This window comes from Campylobacter sp. CCUG 57310 (assembly GCF_013201975.1).
GTDB lineage: Bacteria > Campylobacterota > Campylobacteria > Campylobacterales > Campylobacteraceae > Campylobacter_A > Campylobacter_A canis.
Genome location: NZ_CP053845.1, coordinates 2008664 through 2023968 on the forward strand (window position 1 = coordinate 2008664; position 15305 = coordinate 2023968).

The 15305-nt window shown below is 39.2% G+C and carries 17 protein-coding genes; 12 read left to right on the forward strand and 5 right to left on the reverse strand.

The genetic code is table 11. From position 1 onward, the window contains the following. Nucleotides 1-293: 293 nt before the first annotated feature. The 7 genes from CORI_RS10160 (at nucleotide 294) to CORI_RS10190 (ending at nucleotide 4789) form a co-directional block, all read left to right on the forward strand. Nucleotides 294-689 (forward strand): porphobilinogen deaminase, encoded by a 396-nt coding sequence (locus tag CORI_RS10160; RefSeq protein WP_173031867.1) that lies wholly within the window; start codon nucleotides 294-296, stop codon nucleotides 687-689. Between the two features lie 75 nt (nucleotides 690-764). After that, nucleotides 765-983 (forward strand): hypothetical protein, encoded by a 219-nt coding sequence (locus tag CORI_RS10165; RefSeq protein ID WP_173031868.1) that lies wholly within the window; start codon nucleotides 765-767, stop codon nucleotides 981-983. Between the two features lie 148 nt (nucleotides 984-1131). Continuing rightward, nucleotides 1132-1950 carry a hypothetical protein gene (locus CORI_RS10170; protein ID WP_173031869.1) on the forward strand — a complete coding sequence of 273 codons (819 nt, stop codon included), beginning with the start codon at nucleotides 1132-1134 and terminating at the stop codon, nucleotides 1948-1950. Between the two features lie 149 nt (nucleotides 1951-2099). Then, entirely contained in the window at nucleotides 2100-3122 is a 1023-nt protein-coding gene (locus CORI_RS10175; RefSeq protein WP_169941837.1) for a ribonucleotide-diphosphate reductase subunit beta, read from the forward strand. Beyond that, the gene (locus CORI_RS10180; RefSeq protein ID WP_254064931.1) at nucleotides 3109-3879 is read left to right on the forward strand and encodes a carbon-nitrogen hydrolase family protein; all 771 of its coding nucleotides are present in this window, start codon (nucleotides 3109-3111) and stop codon (nucleotides 3877-3879) included. Before CORI_RS10175 ends, CORI_RS10180 begins: the two co-directional genes overlap by 14 nt. An 8-nt stretch (nucleotides 3880-3887) precedes the next feature. Beyond that, nucleotides 3888-4520 carry a protein-L-isoaspartate(D-aspartate) O-methyltransferase gene (locus CORI_RS10185; protein ID WP_169941835.1) on the forward strand — a complete coding sequence of 211 codons (633 nt, stop codon included), beginning with the start codon at nucleotides 3888-3890 and terminating at the stop codon, nucleotides 4518-4520. A 53-nt stretch (nucleotides 4521-4573) separates the two neighbouring features. After that, nucleotides 4574-4789 (forward strand): hypothetical protein, encoded by a 216-nt coding sequence (locus CORI_RS10190; RefSeq protein ID WP_169941833.1) that lies wholly within the window; start codon nucleotides 4574-4576, stop codon nucleotides 4787-4789. A gap of 42 nt (nucleotides 4790-4831) precedes the next feature. On the opposite strand, the gene CORI_RS10195 is transcribed toward CORI_RS10190, so the two are convergent. The 5 genes from CORI_RS10195 to CORI_RS10215 are packed head-to-tail and all read right to left on the reverse strand — an operon-like array spanning nucleotide 4832 to nucleotide 9317. Beyond that, nucleotides 4832-5230 carry a hypothetical protein gene (locus CORI_RS10195; RefSeq protein ID WP_173031870.1) on the reverse strand — a complete coding sequence of 133 codons (399 nt, stop codon included), beginning with the start codon at nucleotides 5228-5230 and terminating at the stop codon, nucleotides 4832-4834. A 14-nt stretch (nucleotides 5231-5244) separates the two neighbouring features. Beyond that, the gene (locus tag CORI_RS10200) at nucleotides 5245-5646 is read right to left on the reverse strand and encodes a hypothetical protein (protein WP_173031871.1); all 402 of its coding nucleotides are present in this window, start codon (nucleotides 5644-5646) and stop codon (nucleotides 5245-5247) included. Between the two features lie 26 nt (nucleotides 5647-5672). Continuing rightward, a complete protein-coding gene (locus tag CORI_RS10205) occupies nucleotides 5673-6101 on the reverse strand; it encodes a hypothetical protein (protein ID WP_173031872.1) in 429 nt (142 codons plus the stop codon). Beyond that, nucleotides 6098-7669 (reverse strand): single-stranded-DNA-specific exonuclease RecJ, encoded by a 1572-nt coding sequence (recJ, locus tag CORI_RS10210; protein WP_173031873.1) that lies wholly within the window; start codon nucleotides 7667-7669, stop codon nucleotides 6098-6100. Before recJ ends, CORI_RS10205 begins: the two co-directional genes overlap by 4 nt. Beyond that, the gene (locus CORI_RS10215; protein ID WP_172201777.1) at nucleotides 7659-9317 is read right to left on the reverse strand and encodes a CTP synthase; all 1659 of its coding nucleotides are present in this window, start codon (nucleotides 9315-9317) and stop codon (nucleotides 7659-7661) included. The genes recJ and CORI_RS10215 overlap by 11 nt, the downstream gene beginning before the upstream one ends. Before the next feature lie 162 nt (nucleotides 9318-9479). On the opposite strand from CORI_RS10215, the gene CORI_RS10220 reads away from it, so the two are divergent. The 5 genes from CORI_RS10220 to CORI_RS10235 all read left to right on the forward strand — a co-directional run bounded on the left by CORI_RS10220 (nucleotide 9480) and on the right by CORI_RS10235 (nucleotide 15270). Beyond that, nucleotides 9480-9695, forward strand: a complete 216-nt coding sequence (locus CORI_RS10220) for a DUF4492 domain-containing protein (RefSeq protein WP_173031874.1) — start codon at nucleotides 9480-9482, stop codon at nucleotides 9693-9695. 1 nt (nucleotide 9696) lies between these two features. Further along, nucleotides 9697-11226 (forward strand): cytochrome ubiquinol oxidase subunit I, encoded by a 1530-nt coding sequence (locus tag CORI_RS10225; RefSeq protein ID WP_173031875.1) that lies wholly within the window; start codon nucleotides 9697-9699, stop codon nucleotides 11224-11226. Continuing rightward, the gene (locus tag CORI_RS10230; RefSeq protein ID WP_173032000.1) at nucleotides 11219-12343 is read left to right on the forward strand and encodes a cytochrome d ubiquinol oxidase subunit II; all 1125 of its coding nucleotides are present in this window, start codon (nucleotides 11219-11221) and stop codon (nucleotides 12341-12343) included. Before CORI_RS10225 ends, CORI_RS10230 begins: the two co-directional genes overlap by 8 nt. A gap of 9 nt (nucleotides 12344-12352) precedes the next feature. After that, entirely contained in the window at nucleotides 12353-12484 is a 132-nt protein-coding gene (locus CORI_RS10840) for a hypothetical protein (protein ID WP_301952205.1), read from the forward strand. Between the two features lie 221 nt (nucleotides 12485-12705). After that, nucleotides 12706-15270: a TonB-dependent receptor gene (locus CORI_RS10235; RefSeq protein WP_173031876.1), complete on the forward strand. Its 2565-nt coding sequence runs from the start codon at nucleotides 12706-12708 to the stop codon at nucleotides 15268-15270. Nucleotides 15271-15305 lie beyond the last annotated feature (35 nt).

The window sequence follows — 15305 nt, forward strand, 5'->3', positions numbered from 1 at the left end:
TTTTAGCTAAAATTAATAATTTATTTTATATAATTTCAATATTCATTATCATTAATTTATAAAGGAGAGTTGCTATGAAAAAGTTATCATTAACTATAGTGGCTATTATCTCTAACAATAGTTTTAGCAGATTCAGACATGAAACCGGTATGGCCACGGGATGTTGATCCAGGTCTTGTTGAATTTTGTCACTTTGCATGCGAACATCATTTAGGCAAAGATAAAATGGGGCAAGGTTTTGCATACACTAATTGTTTTAATTCATGCATTGAACGAAAGGGGCTAGGATTTTGATGTCATTTAAACACTTTGATCTATGTATAGGAGAGGCTTTAGAACAGCTTCAAAGCGCAATGGCGGAGGTTGTTAAATTTAAAGGCGAGATTAAAAATTCAAAAGAAATTCTAACTAAAACATCAGATGCCATGCTTGAAATTTGGGCGGCTAGAGATATATTTTATGCGGATAATCCCGAATGCAAACGCGACTTTAAAAGAGAATTTGAAGAAGACAAAAAGCGATACGAAGAGCTAAGCGAAATTCAAAACAGAGCTGTTAAACTCGAAGAAGAGAGTAAATTTAAAGAAGCTTCCGAAATTTACAAAGAGCTTTTGGAAATTTCAAAATACGGCTTTTTCAAACTCGTAGCGCAAGCGGGAATTTATCGCTGCAATCAAGATAAAATTTAATGTCTTTTCAGAAATTGGCTTTGAATTTAAGCAAGTCTAAAAGACTTAATTAATTTTCATTACAAGGAGGAAATCATGAGAAAATTACTCAGTATAGTTGCATTATGCCTACTTGTAACTGGCACAACACTCATTGCCAAACAAAAGCAAATAAAACCAGTATCTGATTGCGAGAGAATAATGTGCGAAAATTATTGTACAGATATCGGAGTTGATCCTCCCAATATGAGAGGCTGCGTTGAAGACTGCTTAGCTCGCTCACTATCGGCAAAAGATGAATGCGGTCGCTTTTAGCTCTATTTTGCTCGTTAAGAGGGCTAAATTTATTTAGCCCTCTATGTGCTTTGGTTATATCTGCTGCTTAAATTTCTAAATTAAGTGGCAACTACGCTTTGTGGTTTTGCGTATAAAAGCTACGAATTTATACTTTAAAAGGATTAAAATGAGTGAATTTGAAAAGATAAATTTATATCTTGAAGAGGTAAAAATACAAAACAATAAAGCCTCCAATAGACTATTTGACATAAACGACGATTTAAAAGATGCTAGAGATACAATGACTTCATCGTTTTATGCCAATAATACGCTTAAGAAAATATACGAAATTTATCCCGAACTAAACGAAAGTATGAGTAAGGTGCTTGACGGAAGCGAGGAGGGGCTTGAAAGGTTTGAAAATTTGGGCTGGATATTAAAAGAAGCTGACGGATTGGAGCATAAAAATAGACTAAATACCGCTATAAAGCTTTACGAAGAGCTGCTTAGCAAAGCAGATGAAGGATACTTTAAACTCGCCGCACAAGCGGGAATTTACCGCTGCAACACCCAAAATCCGCAAATTCAAAACAAACCCTTTAAAGAGCCCTTAAAGCAAGCAAATTTGCATATAAACTGCGCTTTAAGCTATCTATACGAAATAATTTATATAATAGATGAAGTGCAAGAGAAAAATTTTAAATCCAAGCTACACGAATGCAAATCCAAGTCCAAACTACGCGAAGAAGTAAAAAAAGAAGTTGCTACTGCTGCGTTTTATCTAATTTCAGCCAAGCAAAAACTGGGCGAAAATATCTTGCAAGAAGGCTTATCCCAAGCTTTAAAGCAAGAGTATGACGAACTAATTAGCGCTCTTAAAAATGCTAGCGAGCTTGAAAAGAAAGGCGAGCTTAAAGAGGCAAGAGAATTTTACGCCAAAATTTCAAGCTCAAATTTACACTATTTTTCACTTCGTGGCGAAGCGGGTCTTTATCGCTGCGACTAAGACAAAAATACTAAATAAATTTTTATAATTTCCTATTATACAACCCTATGCAAATAACTCTAGGGCTTAATTTAAAAGCCTTTAAAGGCTTTTAAATTTTATCTTAGATAAAATCTTTATCACAACTTAATTCAGATGAAAGATAAACCATGGAAAGAAAAAGAATTTACAACCCGAGTTCAGATGAAACGCTAACCGACAGGCGCGTTTTTAACGGTAATCCGCACGGAATTTTAAATTTCACCAAAGCCAAATACCAATGGGCGCTTAAGCTTTGGGATCTGATGGAAGCTAATACTTGGTTTCCAAAAGAGGTCGATACAACCGATGACGTGCGCGACTACACATACAACCTAACCGAAGCCGAAAAGCGCATGTATGATCTGGTTTGGAGCCAGCTTATCTCGATGGACAGCTTTCAGACAAACAACCTCGCAGACAACATCAACCCATATATCACGGCTCCTGAAATCAACGCGTGTCTAGCGCGCCAAGCGTATGAGGAGGCAAACCACTCTAAATCTTACGCTGTTATGGTTGAAGCGATTTGCGATAATACCGATCTTATCTACGAGATGGAAAAGCACGATGATGTATTGCGCGAGAAAAACGACTACATCTCAAGCGTATACGAAGAGCTTGCGGGAGAGGTTACCGATGAAAAGCTCTTGCTTGCGATGGTGGCAAATCAAATTTTAGAAGGAATTTATTTTTACAGCGGATTTATGGCGATTTATGCATTGGCTCGTGCGGGCAAAATGCTTGGAAGCGCGCAGATGATTAGATTTATTCAGCGCGACGAAATCACCCACCTGCTGCTCTTTCAAAACATGATAAATTCGGTTCGAAACGAGCGCCCGGATCTCTTTACGCCTGAAATCGAGGCTAAAATTTATGATATGTTCAAAAAAGCCGGTGAGCTTGAGATAAAGTGGGGTAAATACATCACTCAAAATCAGATAATGGGGCTAACGGGCGAGATAATCGAAGAGTACATCCACTATCTAATCGATCAGCGCCTAGTAGCGATCAAGCTAAACAAAATTTACAACGCTTCACATCCGATAAAATGGGTTGATGACTTTGCTAAATTTAACGATCAAAAGGCGAATTTCTTTGAAGGAAAAGTCACAAACTACTCAAAAGGAAGCTTGAGTTTTGACGATTTCTAACGAAATTTGTGAACTGAATTTAGTTCCCGTTACGCTTTTTGCAAAGGATTATGAAGGCAGACTGAAAGAATTGGCAAATTTTATTAAAAACACGCCTTCAAATTCGCTCATTTTAGCTAGTGAGCTTTGTATAAGCGGATATGATTTTGACGGTCTTTTAAAGAGTAAAAACGATACAAGCATGCTTGATAAGCTTGATAGCGAGCTTGTAAAAAAGCTTAAAGAAGCGCTTGAGGCGGATAAATTTCTTGGCTTTACGCACTTAACAAGCTTCAAGCACGAAGACGAGGCTAAAAAACAAAGTCAAAAAAGCCAACAAAGAACTAAAATTTATAACGAATTCTTGCTTTTAAATTCGGCTGAAATTTTTCACAAACAAGCCAAACACAAGCTGTTTAAGCCGAATTTAGAAGATGAAAAATTTGACGCAGGAGGTGAAGATGGCATAAGAATTTTTGAGTTTTACAATATAAAGATAGGTGTTTTAATCTGCTTTGAACTTAGATTTGCGGAATTTTGGGTAAAGTTACAAGAGTGTGACATAATCTTAGCGCCCGCAATGTGGGGAAAAGCCAGAGAAGAAGCTTATATGACGCTTTGTAAGGCTTTAGCAATAGTTAATAATTGCTTTGTTGTGGCATCAAGCTCGCTTGATTTGGAATTTAGCGGAGTATTTTTGCCAAGCGGTGAGTTCAAAAAAGAGGTGAAATTTGATAAAAACCTCATCGTAAAAGCTAGGCAAAGCATAGGAAAATAGGTAAAAATATGACTGGATTAGAAATTTCAAAATGTACTATTATGGCTGACGAGATAGCTGACGAGCTGATATTGTCGCCGGAACTTTATAAAGCACTAAGGCAAACTCCAAGAGGGGTCTTTGCTCCGGTCAGCACGCACGCTTATAAACTTGATGCGCAGCCCATAAGCGGCAATCAGTGGATAAGCTCGCCATTAACGGTTGCCAAGATGACTTTGGCGCTTGAGGCGGACGGTGTTGATAATGTGCTTGAGATAGGATGCGGAAGTGGGTATCAGGCTGCCATTTTGGCAAAGCTGGCTCACAGGGTTTTTAGCGTGGAGAGGATAGAAAAGCTTGCAACCGAAGCCAAAAAGAGGTTCGAAACTCTTAACATCAAAAACATCCACGTTAGATATGATGACGGCAACAACGGCTGGAAAAGCTATGCGCCGTATGATAGAATTTTGCTCTCGGCAGCAACTGAAAGCGTGCCGCAAAATTTGTTTAATCAACTTAAAAATGGCGGAATTTTGGTTGCTCCAATCAAAAAAGGAGATAAACAATACATCGTCAAATTTCAAAAAGACGACAATGGAAATATCCGCGAAACGAAGCTTGATGAGTGCATGTTTGTGCCGCTTTTAAAAGGCAGAGAGTAATATTAACAATAAAAGTGTATAGTTAATGCACAAATTTCCAACAAGGAGCTAAAATGGCAACAGATCGCGAACTAATCAACTTCTCAGAAGAGCATGAGCTAAACTCAATACTTGCAAAACACGGTAAATCCCAAAGTGCGGCTAACCGTAAAGTGCTTTGTGAGATCGGCAAAGAGTGCAAGGAAAAGCTTGGCAAAACTATCTTAAAACAAGAGGATCTTGACGGGTTCATCAAAAAGCATTTAGATCGCTTGGAAGATAAAAAATAGATCTATTTTTTAAGCCCGAGATGTTTCGGGCTTTTATCAAATTTACTTTTTACAGTCGCTTGACCTAAATTCAAACTCTCCAAACACATTTCCGTTAAACCTATAGCTCCAAATAACGCTATTTGTATAGTCTTGAATATCCGATAACGTAGTGCAATAAAAATTTTTGATAATATTTCTTTGCACGTCAAAAAATAGCTTCTTTTTAGCATCGTCAAATTTCGATAGCTTAATGTTGTCTATGTCGTTTAACTCATAGGTGTATTTGAGAGTTCCGTCTTTACACTCTATTTTTGTTAAAGTAGTTATAGGATCCATTCTCATCGGAAGATTTTTGCCAGTCCCTGTCACTATGCCTTTTACTACTGCATTGTCACAAGAGGCGGCAAATGCGCTTGTTACAAAAGCCGCTAAAAATAGTGTTAAAGTTAAATTTTTCATCTTACCTCTTAAATTTATTTTGTACAATCGCTTGGTTTAAACTCAAATTCGGCAAAAAGCTTGCCATTAGCGTCGATATATGACCAGATAATGCTGTTTGTGTACCGGTGAAGCTCAACCAAACTTGTGCAGTATAGCTCTTTGAGTATATTGCTTTGGACGTTTTTAAAAACTTCATTTTCAGTATCACTAAATTTAGATACCTCAAGATCTTTCGCGTCATTCATCTCATAGACATACTTCAAGCCGCCATTTACACACTCTGCGCGTAACATAGTAGTTATCTCGTCCACTCGCTGAGGAACTTTTGAGTTTAGTCCGGAGACTATCCCGCTTAAAACCGCATCATCACAAGAAGCCGCATTAACACTTACACCAAGCATAGCTACAAGCAGTGCCAAACCAAATTTTCTCATCTCGTATCCTTTCAAATTTATCTTATTTAGCGCACATACGACTTGCAATCTTTTGGCGTATAACCAAATTCTGCAAATTTTTTGCCGCCAAACTCATATACCCAAACAACTTTCTGCGTATAAGCATGAAGCCCTCTAAATGCGTTACAATAATTAACTCCAAGGATAGCGCTTTGCTTGTATTTGAAATTCTCGATATCCTCAGCCTTAAACTCTGAAATTTTGAAATTTGCGCTATCTTTTAGCTCATATTTATAAGCAAGCACGCCCTCTTTGCACTCAGCACCCATAAGAGTTACGGAGTCATCTATCTTTTTGGGAGCATTTTTATTTAGCTCCAAAAGCATCTCTTTCATATCTTTACTATCGCACAACTTGCCATCGGCAAAAGCAAAATTTAGGCTAGAAAACGCTAAAAATACCGCTAAAACAGCTCTTTTCATTTTCTGTCTCAAACTATCTCTTTAACTAAAAGTTGCGGCGTGATAAGTCCGCGAAACGAGTTTTTAGAGACCGAAACGACTAAATTTATGCTATCTCCGATGTGAGGCTGCCTATCGAAGTTAAAAAACAGCGCTTCAAAGCTCTTGCCTTCTTTTTGCAAGATAAGCTTTAAGTGGTTTTGCTCTCTGCCGATAAGCTTTTTGTTTTTGACGATGACCTCGTTTAGCCTAAAGAGCGGACGCGGATTTTTCTGTCCGTAAGGCTCGAAAAATTCCAAAATTTCAAGCAATTCAAAGTCAATCTCGCTAGCCCTTATCTCCCCTAAAAGCTCATCGGAGCTAACAAAATCATGCATATCCATTAAAAAGCAAGCCTGATTTATCGCCGTTTTAAAGGCTTCTAGGTTGCAAGGATCTATCACTATACCGGCAGCGCCTTTGTGCCCGCCGTATCCGCTTAAAAGCTCTTCATGCTTTGCGATAAGAGAGAGTATATCGACCTTGCCGACACTTCTTGCACTTCCTTTTGCACGGTTTTCATCTATACTAAAGACGATCGCAGGCTTTTTAAAGTGCTTTGCAAGGCGACTTGCGACTATGCCGATAACGCCTTCGTGCCAGTCCTTGCCCCATGTTACGATGATATTTTCATCCTCTTTTACATCTTTTAACGAGCACTCATAAAGCATTCTCTCCTCTTCTTTGCGAGAGTTGTTAAAATCAACGATCATGTCAAGATATAAGTTGGCTTCGTCTATGTTTTTGGTATGTAAGAATTTAAACGAATTTATCGCATCATCCATTCTTCCTGAGGAATTTATAAGAGGAGCGATGAGAAAACTTATATCATCGCACTCAAATTTATCCTTGCCGTAAAACTGTTTAATCGCCGTAAATGCTGCTCTACGAGATGAATTTAGCTTGATTATGCCAAGCTTAACGAGCATGCGGTTTAGATCCCTTAACTCCATCATATCCGCAATTATCGCAATCGCTAAAAGATCGATAAATTTCGCCATATCGTATTCAATCTTTAGCACGTCCTTTAGCGCACCCACCAGATACCAAGCCACTTGCGCGCCGCAAATTTCGATATTTGGGAAAGGGCAGTCTTTTTGCTTTGGATTTATGATCGCGTAAGCATCGGGCAAAATTTCAGGCGGCATGTGATGATCTGTTATGATTAGATCGATTTTGTATTTTTTACAAACCTCAGCCGCTTCGGTCGCAGAGATACCGTTATCAACTGTTATGATGAGGTCTGCATCTCTCACCTCTTCAACGATTTGCGCATTTAAGCCGTATCCGTCGCTAAAGCGATTTGGTATGCGCACGAAATATTTACTAACCCCTAAATCATCGAAAAATTCAGCCATGATGACACTTGCGATAACTCCGTCCACGTCGTAATCACCCACTACGACGATCTTTTCTTCGCGCATTATCGCCTCTTTTATGCGATTTGCGCCCTTAAAGATATCTTTTAACGCGTCAGGCGTGGGAATTTCTGAAATCTTTTTATGCAAATCCTTGCTAAAACGTTCGTTCAGTAACTCCCTTATGTCATTTTTACTTAACATGATTTTTTATCGACGCGTCGATAAAATTCAAAATCACTGCATTTGGGTTGGTTAGGCGAGATGTAAATTCAGGGTGAAACTGCACGCCTACAAACCAAGGATGAGAGTTTAGCTCGACAACTTCGATTAGTCCGTCGCTCTCTCCGCTTACGATAAGTCCCGCTTTTTCAAATTCGCCTCTATATTTCGGATTGGCTTCGTAGCGATGTCTGTGACGCTCTTTTACCTCTTTTGCTCCGCCGTAAATCTCGCTTAAAAGCGAATCCTTCTTTATCTCACAGCTGTAAGCTCCAAGCCTCATCGTGCCTCCGATCGGGCTTTGGTGAGTGCGAATTTGCTTTTCGCCGTTTGCGTCTATGAAGCTATCGATCAGATAGATTATGGGATTTATGCACTCTTTATCAAATTCAACCGAATTCGCTCCTTCCAAATGAAGCACATTTTTTGCAAATTCTATCATCGCAAGCTGCATACCAAGGCAAATTCCAAGATACGGGATTTTGTTTTCACGAGCAAATTTTATCGCTTGCATCTTGCCGCTTACTCCGCGCTCGCCAAATCCGCCTGCAACAAGCACGCCGTCAACGTCTTTTAGCAGTTCTTCAACATTTTCAGCCTCGATTTTTTCGCTATCAATCCACTTTAAATTCACTCTTGCGTCCAAATTTGCGCCCGCGTGAATTATGCTTTCCGTAAGGCTTTTGTAGCTCTCTTTAAGATCGACGTATTTACCGACAAAGGCTATGGTAGTCTCTTTTGTAGGCGCTATTATGCGCTTAACGAGACTATCCCAGTTTTTCATGTTTACTTCAAGCTCGCCCAGATTTAAAATTTCAGCTATTGGGCTTAGTATATCTTGGTTTAAAAACGTAAGCGGAATTTGATAGATGCTTTGGCTATCAACGCTTTCGATAACGCAGTTTTTCTCGACACCGCAGCTTGACGCGATCTTGTCTTTCAGCTCGCGGTTTAGCGGCTGTTCGCTTCTGCAAATTATCATATCAGGACTTATGCCTATGCGGCGAAGTTCGCCTACGCTGTGCTGAGTCGGCTTTGTTTTAAGCTCGCCCGCAACCTTGATATATGGCACCAGCGTTAGGTGGATATTCATAGCGCGCTTACGACCCACTTCGACTCTAAGCGCACGAATCGCCTCAAGGAACGGCAATCCCTCGATGTCTCCGACCGTTCCGCCTATCTCAACGATGAGGATATCTTGCCCTTCGCCGGCTTTTTTGATACGATCAACGATCTCGCCTACGATATGAGGGATAACTTGGATAGTTTTGCCAAGATAATCGCCTCTGCGCTCCTTTTCTATAACCGAGCTATAAACTCGACCTGTGGTGAAGTTATTATCCTGGCTTAAGCTCTCATCCAAAAAGCGCTCATAGTGCCCCAAATCAAGATCGGTCTCGGCTCCGTCATCGGTTACAAAGACTTCTCCGTGCTCAAGCGGACTCATAGTGCCCGGATCTACGTTGATATAAGGATCGGCTTTGAGTATGCTTACTTTAAGCCCCGTATTTTTAAGCAGAGTTCCTATACTGGCTGCCGCTATGCCCTTGCCAAGCGAGCTAAGCACGCCACCTGTGATAAATATATACTTCGTCTCTTCACGTAGCTTTTTTTGCCGAGATTTATCCATTGAAATTTCCTCTGTGATTTTATTTTAATGGTTTAATTATAGCTTTTTAAATTTTATAAATGTATAAGAGCGTGTAAAAACTTAAATTTCGTTGCGGATGTTTTTTGAATTTGTAAATATAAAATAAATCCTTAAGCATTTTTGTTATAAACTCTAAGCATTATGATTAAAAAACAGCTAAAAAATATATCCGATTTATACATGGACGGCTTTAAAAATATGAAAGTCGGCAAGAGCTTATGGCTAATAATTGCCATCAAACTCGTGATAATGTTTGGAATCTTAAAAGTATTCGTTTTTGATGAAAATTTAAATACAAAATTTAAGAGCGATGAAGAGAAAACCAACTTCGTTATCTTAAATTTGACAAAGGAATAAAATGCAAGAGCTTGCATCGGTTGATTGGTCCAGAGCGCAGTTTGCACTGACTGCAATCTATCACTTTTTATTTGTTCCGCTAACGCTTGGGCTTAGCTTTATCATCGCTATTATGGAGACGATCTACGTAAAAACGGGAAGTGCTGAGTGGAAAAACATCACCAAATTTTGGCTTAAACTATTTGGTATAAATTTCGCCATCGGTGTAGCAACAGGTATCATCATGGAGTTTGAATTCGGTACGAACTGGGCGAACTACAGCTGGTTTGTCGGCGACATATTCGGCGCTCCGCTTGCTATCGAGGGCTTACTTGCATTTTTCCTTGAAAGTACGTTTTTTGCGGTGATGTTTTTTGGCTGGGATAAGGTTAGTAAGAAATTTCACCTCATCTCAACATGGCTTGTAGCTATCGGCTCAAATTTAAGCGCACTTTGGATTTTAATAGCTAACGGCTGGATGCAGTATCCTGTGGGGATGAAATTTAACCCCGACACCGCCAGAATGGAGATGCAAGACTTCTTTGCCGTTGCGCTAAGCCCTGTGGGTATCATCAAATTTCTTCATACGGTTACGAGCGGTTACGTGATATCCGCGCTTTTTGTTATCGGAATTTCGGCCTGGTTTATCATCAAAGGCAGACACCTTGTCATGGCCAAAAAAAGCATCATCGTGGGCGCAAGCTTCGGGCTTGTAACATGCCTATTTTTGATGTTTAGTGGCGATGAAAGCGCGTATCAGGTTACAAAAACTCAGCCGATGAAGCTTGCTGCGATGGAAGGACTTTATGAAGGAGATACAAGGCAAGGTATCGTGATGGCGGGAATTTTAACGCCAAACAAGCAGCCGGGAGACGGACAAAAGCCTTTTATTGTAGATTTTGAAGTGCCTTACATGCTCTCGCTTCTTGGCAAACGCGATATCAACGCATTTATCGCAGGCATTGACGATCTGGTGTTCGGAAACGAAAAACACGGCATAGAAAGCGTTGAAAGCAAAATGAAAAAGGGCAAAGTCGCCGTAGAAGCGCTAAGAGAGTATAAAGAAGCCAAAAAGGCGGGTGATAAAGAGGCTATGCAAATAGCGCAAAATAAGCTTGAAGCAAATATGAATTTCCTCGGATACGGTTACTTAGAAAAGCCGAACGATGCGGTTCCGCCCGTGGGCATTACATTTTACAGCTTTCACGTGATGGTAGCGCTTGGAAGCTATTTCTTGGTGCTATTTTTCGTAGTTATGTATCTGTGTATGGCAAACAATATCGAAAATTTCAAAAAGCTGCTTTGGCTTTGCGTCTGGACGATCCCGCTTGGATACATCGCAGCCGAAGCCGGCTGGATAGTAGCCGAAGTAGGGCGTCAGCCGTGGGCGATACAAGATCTCATGCCTGTGGGTATAGCCGCTACTAATTTAGGAAGCGTAAATGTCAAAATTTCATTTGCGCTCTTTGCTCTGTTATTTACGGCGCTTTTGATAGCCGAGATAAAAATCATGCTTAGACAGATAAAGATAGGATTTGAAAACCATGCTTAGTTTATCGCACGAAATTTTACAAATTTACTGGTGGGCTATCGTTAGCCTGCTTGGCGGACTTTTGGTATTTATGATGTTCGTTCAAGGCGGTCAGACGCTGATTTTCGGCTTGCCAAAGAGCGAAATTCAAAAAGATATGATAGTAAATTCGGTCGGTCGAAAATGGGAGCTTACATTTACTACGCTTGTTATGTTCGGCGGGGCTTGCTTCGCGGCGTTTCCGCTATTTTACGCGACAAGTTTCGGTGGGGCTTACTGGGTTTGGCTTGCGATACTCTTTTGCTTCGTCATCCAAGCCGTAAGCTACGAGTACCGCAAAAAGCCGGATAATTTTTTAGGAACAAGAACTTATGAAATTTTCCTTTTCATAAACGGCTCTCTTGGCGTTATACTTATCGGAATGGCGGTTAGCACGTTTTTTGCGGGAAGCGATTTTTTATTAAACGAGCAAAATTTCGTCCAGTGGCAAACGCCTTGGCGAGGTCTTGAAGCCCTTGGCAACATCATGCTCTATCCGCTTGGAATCGCTATGTTTTTCCTTTCCAGAGTAGGTGGCGGGCTATACCTGATAAACAATATCGCAGATGATGAATTAAGAGCAAATTTAAGAAAATCGGTGCTTAAAAACACGGCTCTATTTTTACCGTTTTTCCTGATCTTTGCTATCTGGATTTTTACAAAAACGGGCTTTGAATACGATGCGCAAGGTGTGGTAAGCCTAGTCGGATTTAAATACGCAATGAATTTGATAAAACTTCCGTTTGTAACACTCATGATGCTGGTTGGCTTAGTGCTTGTTTTATACGGAATTTATAAAGGGGCATTTACAAGCAGTATCTACGGCATAGTGCCTTTTGGCGCGGGAGTAGTGCTTGTGGTAACGGGGCTATTTTTGATTACCGGACTTAACAACACGGCGTTTTATCCGTCGTTTTCAAATTTGCAAAGCTCGCTTACCATACAAAATGCAAGCTCAAGCCACTATACGCTTGGCGTGATGGCTTATGTAAGCTTTTTAGTGCCGTTTGTGCTTGGATATATATTTGTGGTTTGGCGCGCGATGGATAGTCGCAAGATCACCCAAAACGAGATCAAAAACGATCATCACGCATATTAAGGAGCCTTGATGAGTACTTCGCTTTTCTTTCTTTTTCTTTGGATTTTAGCTCTATTTTTGGGCTACAAATTCGTATTTTTAAACATAAATCAAGTTGAGAAATATCCTGAGAGATATTTTGATAACTTAGACAATAAATAAATTGACATTAAGCCAATATCTCAACTAGCAGCTATTGGCTTATACTTATACCTCAATACAAATACATCATCTTAAATTTCAGTTAGAGGCAAAAAAATAAAACATGTTATAGCTCTAATTCATTAATGCTATGATTTATAAATTGATAATCATTTTTATTTAAATTTAATTTATATAGTATTATAATTCTATTTTTTCAAAATATTTTAAGAAGGTATCGTATGAATAAAATCTCAGATTTATCATATCATTACAAAAATAAATCTTTAAGCATAGTGGTGGCTATAGCTTTATCATGCTCTTGGCTTTTGGCTAAAGATGAAAAGTCAAGGGAAACAATTGATCTACAGGAAGTAAAAGTTACAGGTGAAGTTAGCTCTTCTGGTTATGATAATACGGCTTTAAAAAGCTACACTTCTGCAGGATCTTATTCTTATCTTGACGAGACAAAAATTTCTCGCTTCAGAGGAAGTTCAGTCGGTGATTTTCTAAGCGGAATTCCAGGCGTAATGGTGGGCAATAAACGTAACAGTGGAGCCATATCCGTTAATATCAGAGGTATCCAAAACGAAAACAGAGTTCCGATAGTAATTGATGATTCATTGCAGTCTATTCCTTCATGGCAAGGATATGCAGGCTCAAGTACTAGAACTTTCCTGGATCCTGATTTAATCTCTCAGGTGGAGATAGAAAAAGGGCCGTCTTTAAAAGCAGATGGAGTAGGTGCCACAGGAGGAGTCGTGAGGATGAATACGATATCATACAAAGATATAATTCCCAAAGACTCCGAAAAAGACTGGGGGTTTCGCTTTACTTTAGGAACAATGTCAAATACCGTTAAAAAACCTGCTTACAATACAAGAGGAGGCTATAGAACAAAATGGATAGAAAAATGCGAAACAAATCATTCGGGTCTTTGTAAAGAGCAAACCTACAAGCCTGATGCAAGATATTCCTCAAAAAATCCTTTTTCAAAACTAGGAAATAGCTACAATACGAGTTTAGCATTTACTAAAAAATGGGAAAATGCAGATATTGTGCTTGGCTATGCTAAAAAAGTTCAGGGCAATTACTTTACCGGTAAGCACGGACCTACCCCCGAAATAGAAAGAATCCAATATAAAAACGAAGATCTTGAAGTAATACCAAGAAAAGGCAGAACTCCTGCCGTAGAGGAAGAAGTAATAACAGGAAGACTTATATTTAAAAGCCAAGACGGCTACACATATTATCGCTCGGGAGAAGAGATACTAAATACATCTCAAGACAACCAATCATATTTGGCTAAAGTAAATTTTTACAACGAACATCATGCCGTAAATTTAGCATATAGGGGGTATAGAAGTAAATTTGGAGAAATGATGCCTTCTTTAGTTAGTTTTCGCGGAGACGGAGCACTTCAAGGAGAAGGCTCTGAGGTAAAAGTTGATTCTTATAGCTCTAAATACATTTTCAATCCTTCAAATCCTTATATAAATTTAAATATTAGCGGATACTTTACCAGGAGCGACTCTTCAAATTTTACTCCCTTTTATGAAGAGCACGGTCATCATGATAGTCGCCACGCATATTTTACACTATCAAAGCAATACGGTATAAATATAAACAACAAGTCAATATTCGAACTTAATGAAAATCCGCTTACGCTAAACTACGGAATCTCATTTTCCACTGAAAGAATTCATCAGCCAAGAAATGCTCAAGCGAGAGTTGAAAAAAAGGGCTATCCAAAAGATGCTATCGCACCTCTTTATATCCGTGACGCCAAAAGAAACGAAAAGAGTCTATTTGCTTGGGCGAATTATCCGCTTACGGATTGGTTGATTGCCGATATAGGCGGACGCTATATCAATAGCAAAACGATAGACTATCAGCCTTTAGTAGAATTTCATGGGTACTATCCAAACGGCAAACCGATAATGACGAAAGAGTACACACCCCCTATCAAAAACAAAGGCTTTTCTCCTATTGCCATGCTTACCTTTGAGCCTACCGATGAAATTCAATTATACATAAAATACGCCGAAGCTATCCGTTCCCCGAGCCTGTTTCAAGTATCAAGAGGCTTTAGTATGCAAAGAGGCGACGGCTCATTATCCACATTAAAACCGGAAAAACAAAAGAATTGGGAGGTCGGAACCAATTTATTATTTAATGACTATATAAAAAAAGATAGTGTAATTGGATTTAAATTTGCATTTTTTAATAATTACACTAAAGATTACTTAACCAGAACCTTTACCAAAAAGAGGGGAATATTCCAAACCACAAATATAAAAAGCGCCCTTTATAAAGGAATAGAGGCTTCAAGCTACTTCGATATGAAAAGCTTTTACTATCAAGTAGGCATGACATATTATTTAAAAACCAAATTTTGTCGAAAAGAAGCTCAAAAAGGTGTAGCAAGAGATAGACAAGAGTGCTTTGACGGCGGAGTCGTTGATAGCAATATAGGAAACACATTACCTCCAAAAACAACCGTAACCGCAACAATAGGCACAAGAATCTTGGCTAAAAAATTAGATATAGGCGCCAGATATAGCCACTATGGAAAACGCATAGTTTCTATTTTTTCTCCTGAAAGTCCGGGAGGAGATACAAACAGTGCGGAATGGAGACCTTATAGTCTAGTTGATTTATATGCGCACTACAAACTAAATCCGAATTTAACCATATCTGCAACTATTGATAATTTAACAAATCGTTACTATCTTGATGCTAACAATCAAGGCTTAATTCCTGCACCCGGTAGAACTTTGCGTCTAAATTTAGATTATCGTTTTTAAAAAAAGGGGCATTAAAAATGCTCCTTAAAATCGAA

What these genes read in the sequence shown, in the direction of transcription:
- CORI_RS10160 (WP_173031867.1), top strand. Translation starts at nt 294, where the DNA reads ATGTCATTTAAACACTTTGATCTATGTATAGGAGAGGCTTTAGAACAG.
- CORI_RS10165 (WP_173031868.1), top strand. Translation starts at nt 765, where the DNA reads ATGAGAAAATTACTCAGTATAGTTGCATTATGCCTACTTGTAACTGGC.
- CORI_RS10170 (WP_173031869.1), top strand. Translation starts at nt 1,132, where the DNA reads ATGAGTGAATTTGAAAAGATAAATTTATATCTTGAAGAGGTAAAAATA.
- CORI_RS10175 (WP_169941837.1), top strand. Translation starts at nt 2,100, where the DNA reads ATGGAAAGAAAAAGAATTTACAACCCGAGTTCAGATGAAACGCTAACC.
- CORI_RS10185 (WP_169941835.1), top strand. Translation starts at nt 3,888, where the DNA reads ATGACTGGATTAGAAATTTCAAAATGTACTATTATGGCTGACGAGATA.
- CORI_RS10190 (WP_169941833.1), top strand. Translation starts at nt 4,574, where the DNA reads ATGGCAACAGATCGCGAACTAATCAACTTCTCAGAAGAGCATGAGCTA.
- CORI_RS10195 (WP_173031870.1), bottom strand. Translation starts at nt 5,230, where the DNA reads ATGAAAAATTTAACTTTAACACTATTTTTAGCGGCTTTTGTAACAAGC.
- CORI_RS10200 (WP_173031871.1), bottom strand. Translation starts at nt 5,646, where the DNA reads ATGAGAAAATTTGGTTTGGCACTGCTTGTAGCTATGCTTGGTGTAAGT.
- recJ (WP_173031873.1), bottom strand. Translation starts at nt 7,669, where the DNA reads ATGTTAAGTAAAAATGACATAAGGGAGTTACTGAACGAACGTTTTAGC.
- CORI_RS10215 (WP_172201777.1), bottom strand. Translation starts at nt 9,317, where the DNA reads ATGGATAAATCTCGGCAAAAAAAGCTACGTGAAGAGACGAAGTATATA.
- CORI_RS10220 (WP_173031874.1), top strand. Translation starts at nt 9,480, where the DNA reads ATGATTAAAAAACAGCTAAAAAATATATCCGATTTATACATGGACGGC.
- CORI_RS10225 (WP_173031875.1), top strand. Translation starts at nt 9,697, where the DNA reads ATGCAAGAGCTTGCATCGGTTGATTGGTCCAGAGCGCAGTTTGCACTG.
- CORI_RS10230 (WP_173032000.1), top strand. Translation starts at nt 11,219, where the DNA reads ATGCTTAGTTTATCGCACGAAATTTTACAAATTTACTGGTGGGCTATC.
- CORI_RS10840 (WP_301952205.1), top strand. Translation starts at nt 12,353, where the DNA reads ATGAGTACTTCGCTTTTCTTTCTTTTTCTTTGGATTTTAGCTCTATTT.
- CORI_RS10235 (WP_173031876.1), top strand. Translation starts at nt 12,706, where the DNA reads ATGAATAAAATCTCAGATTTATCATATCATTACAAAAATAAATCTTTA.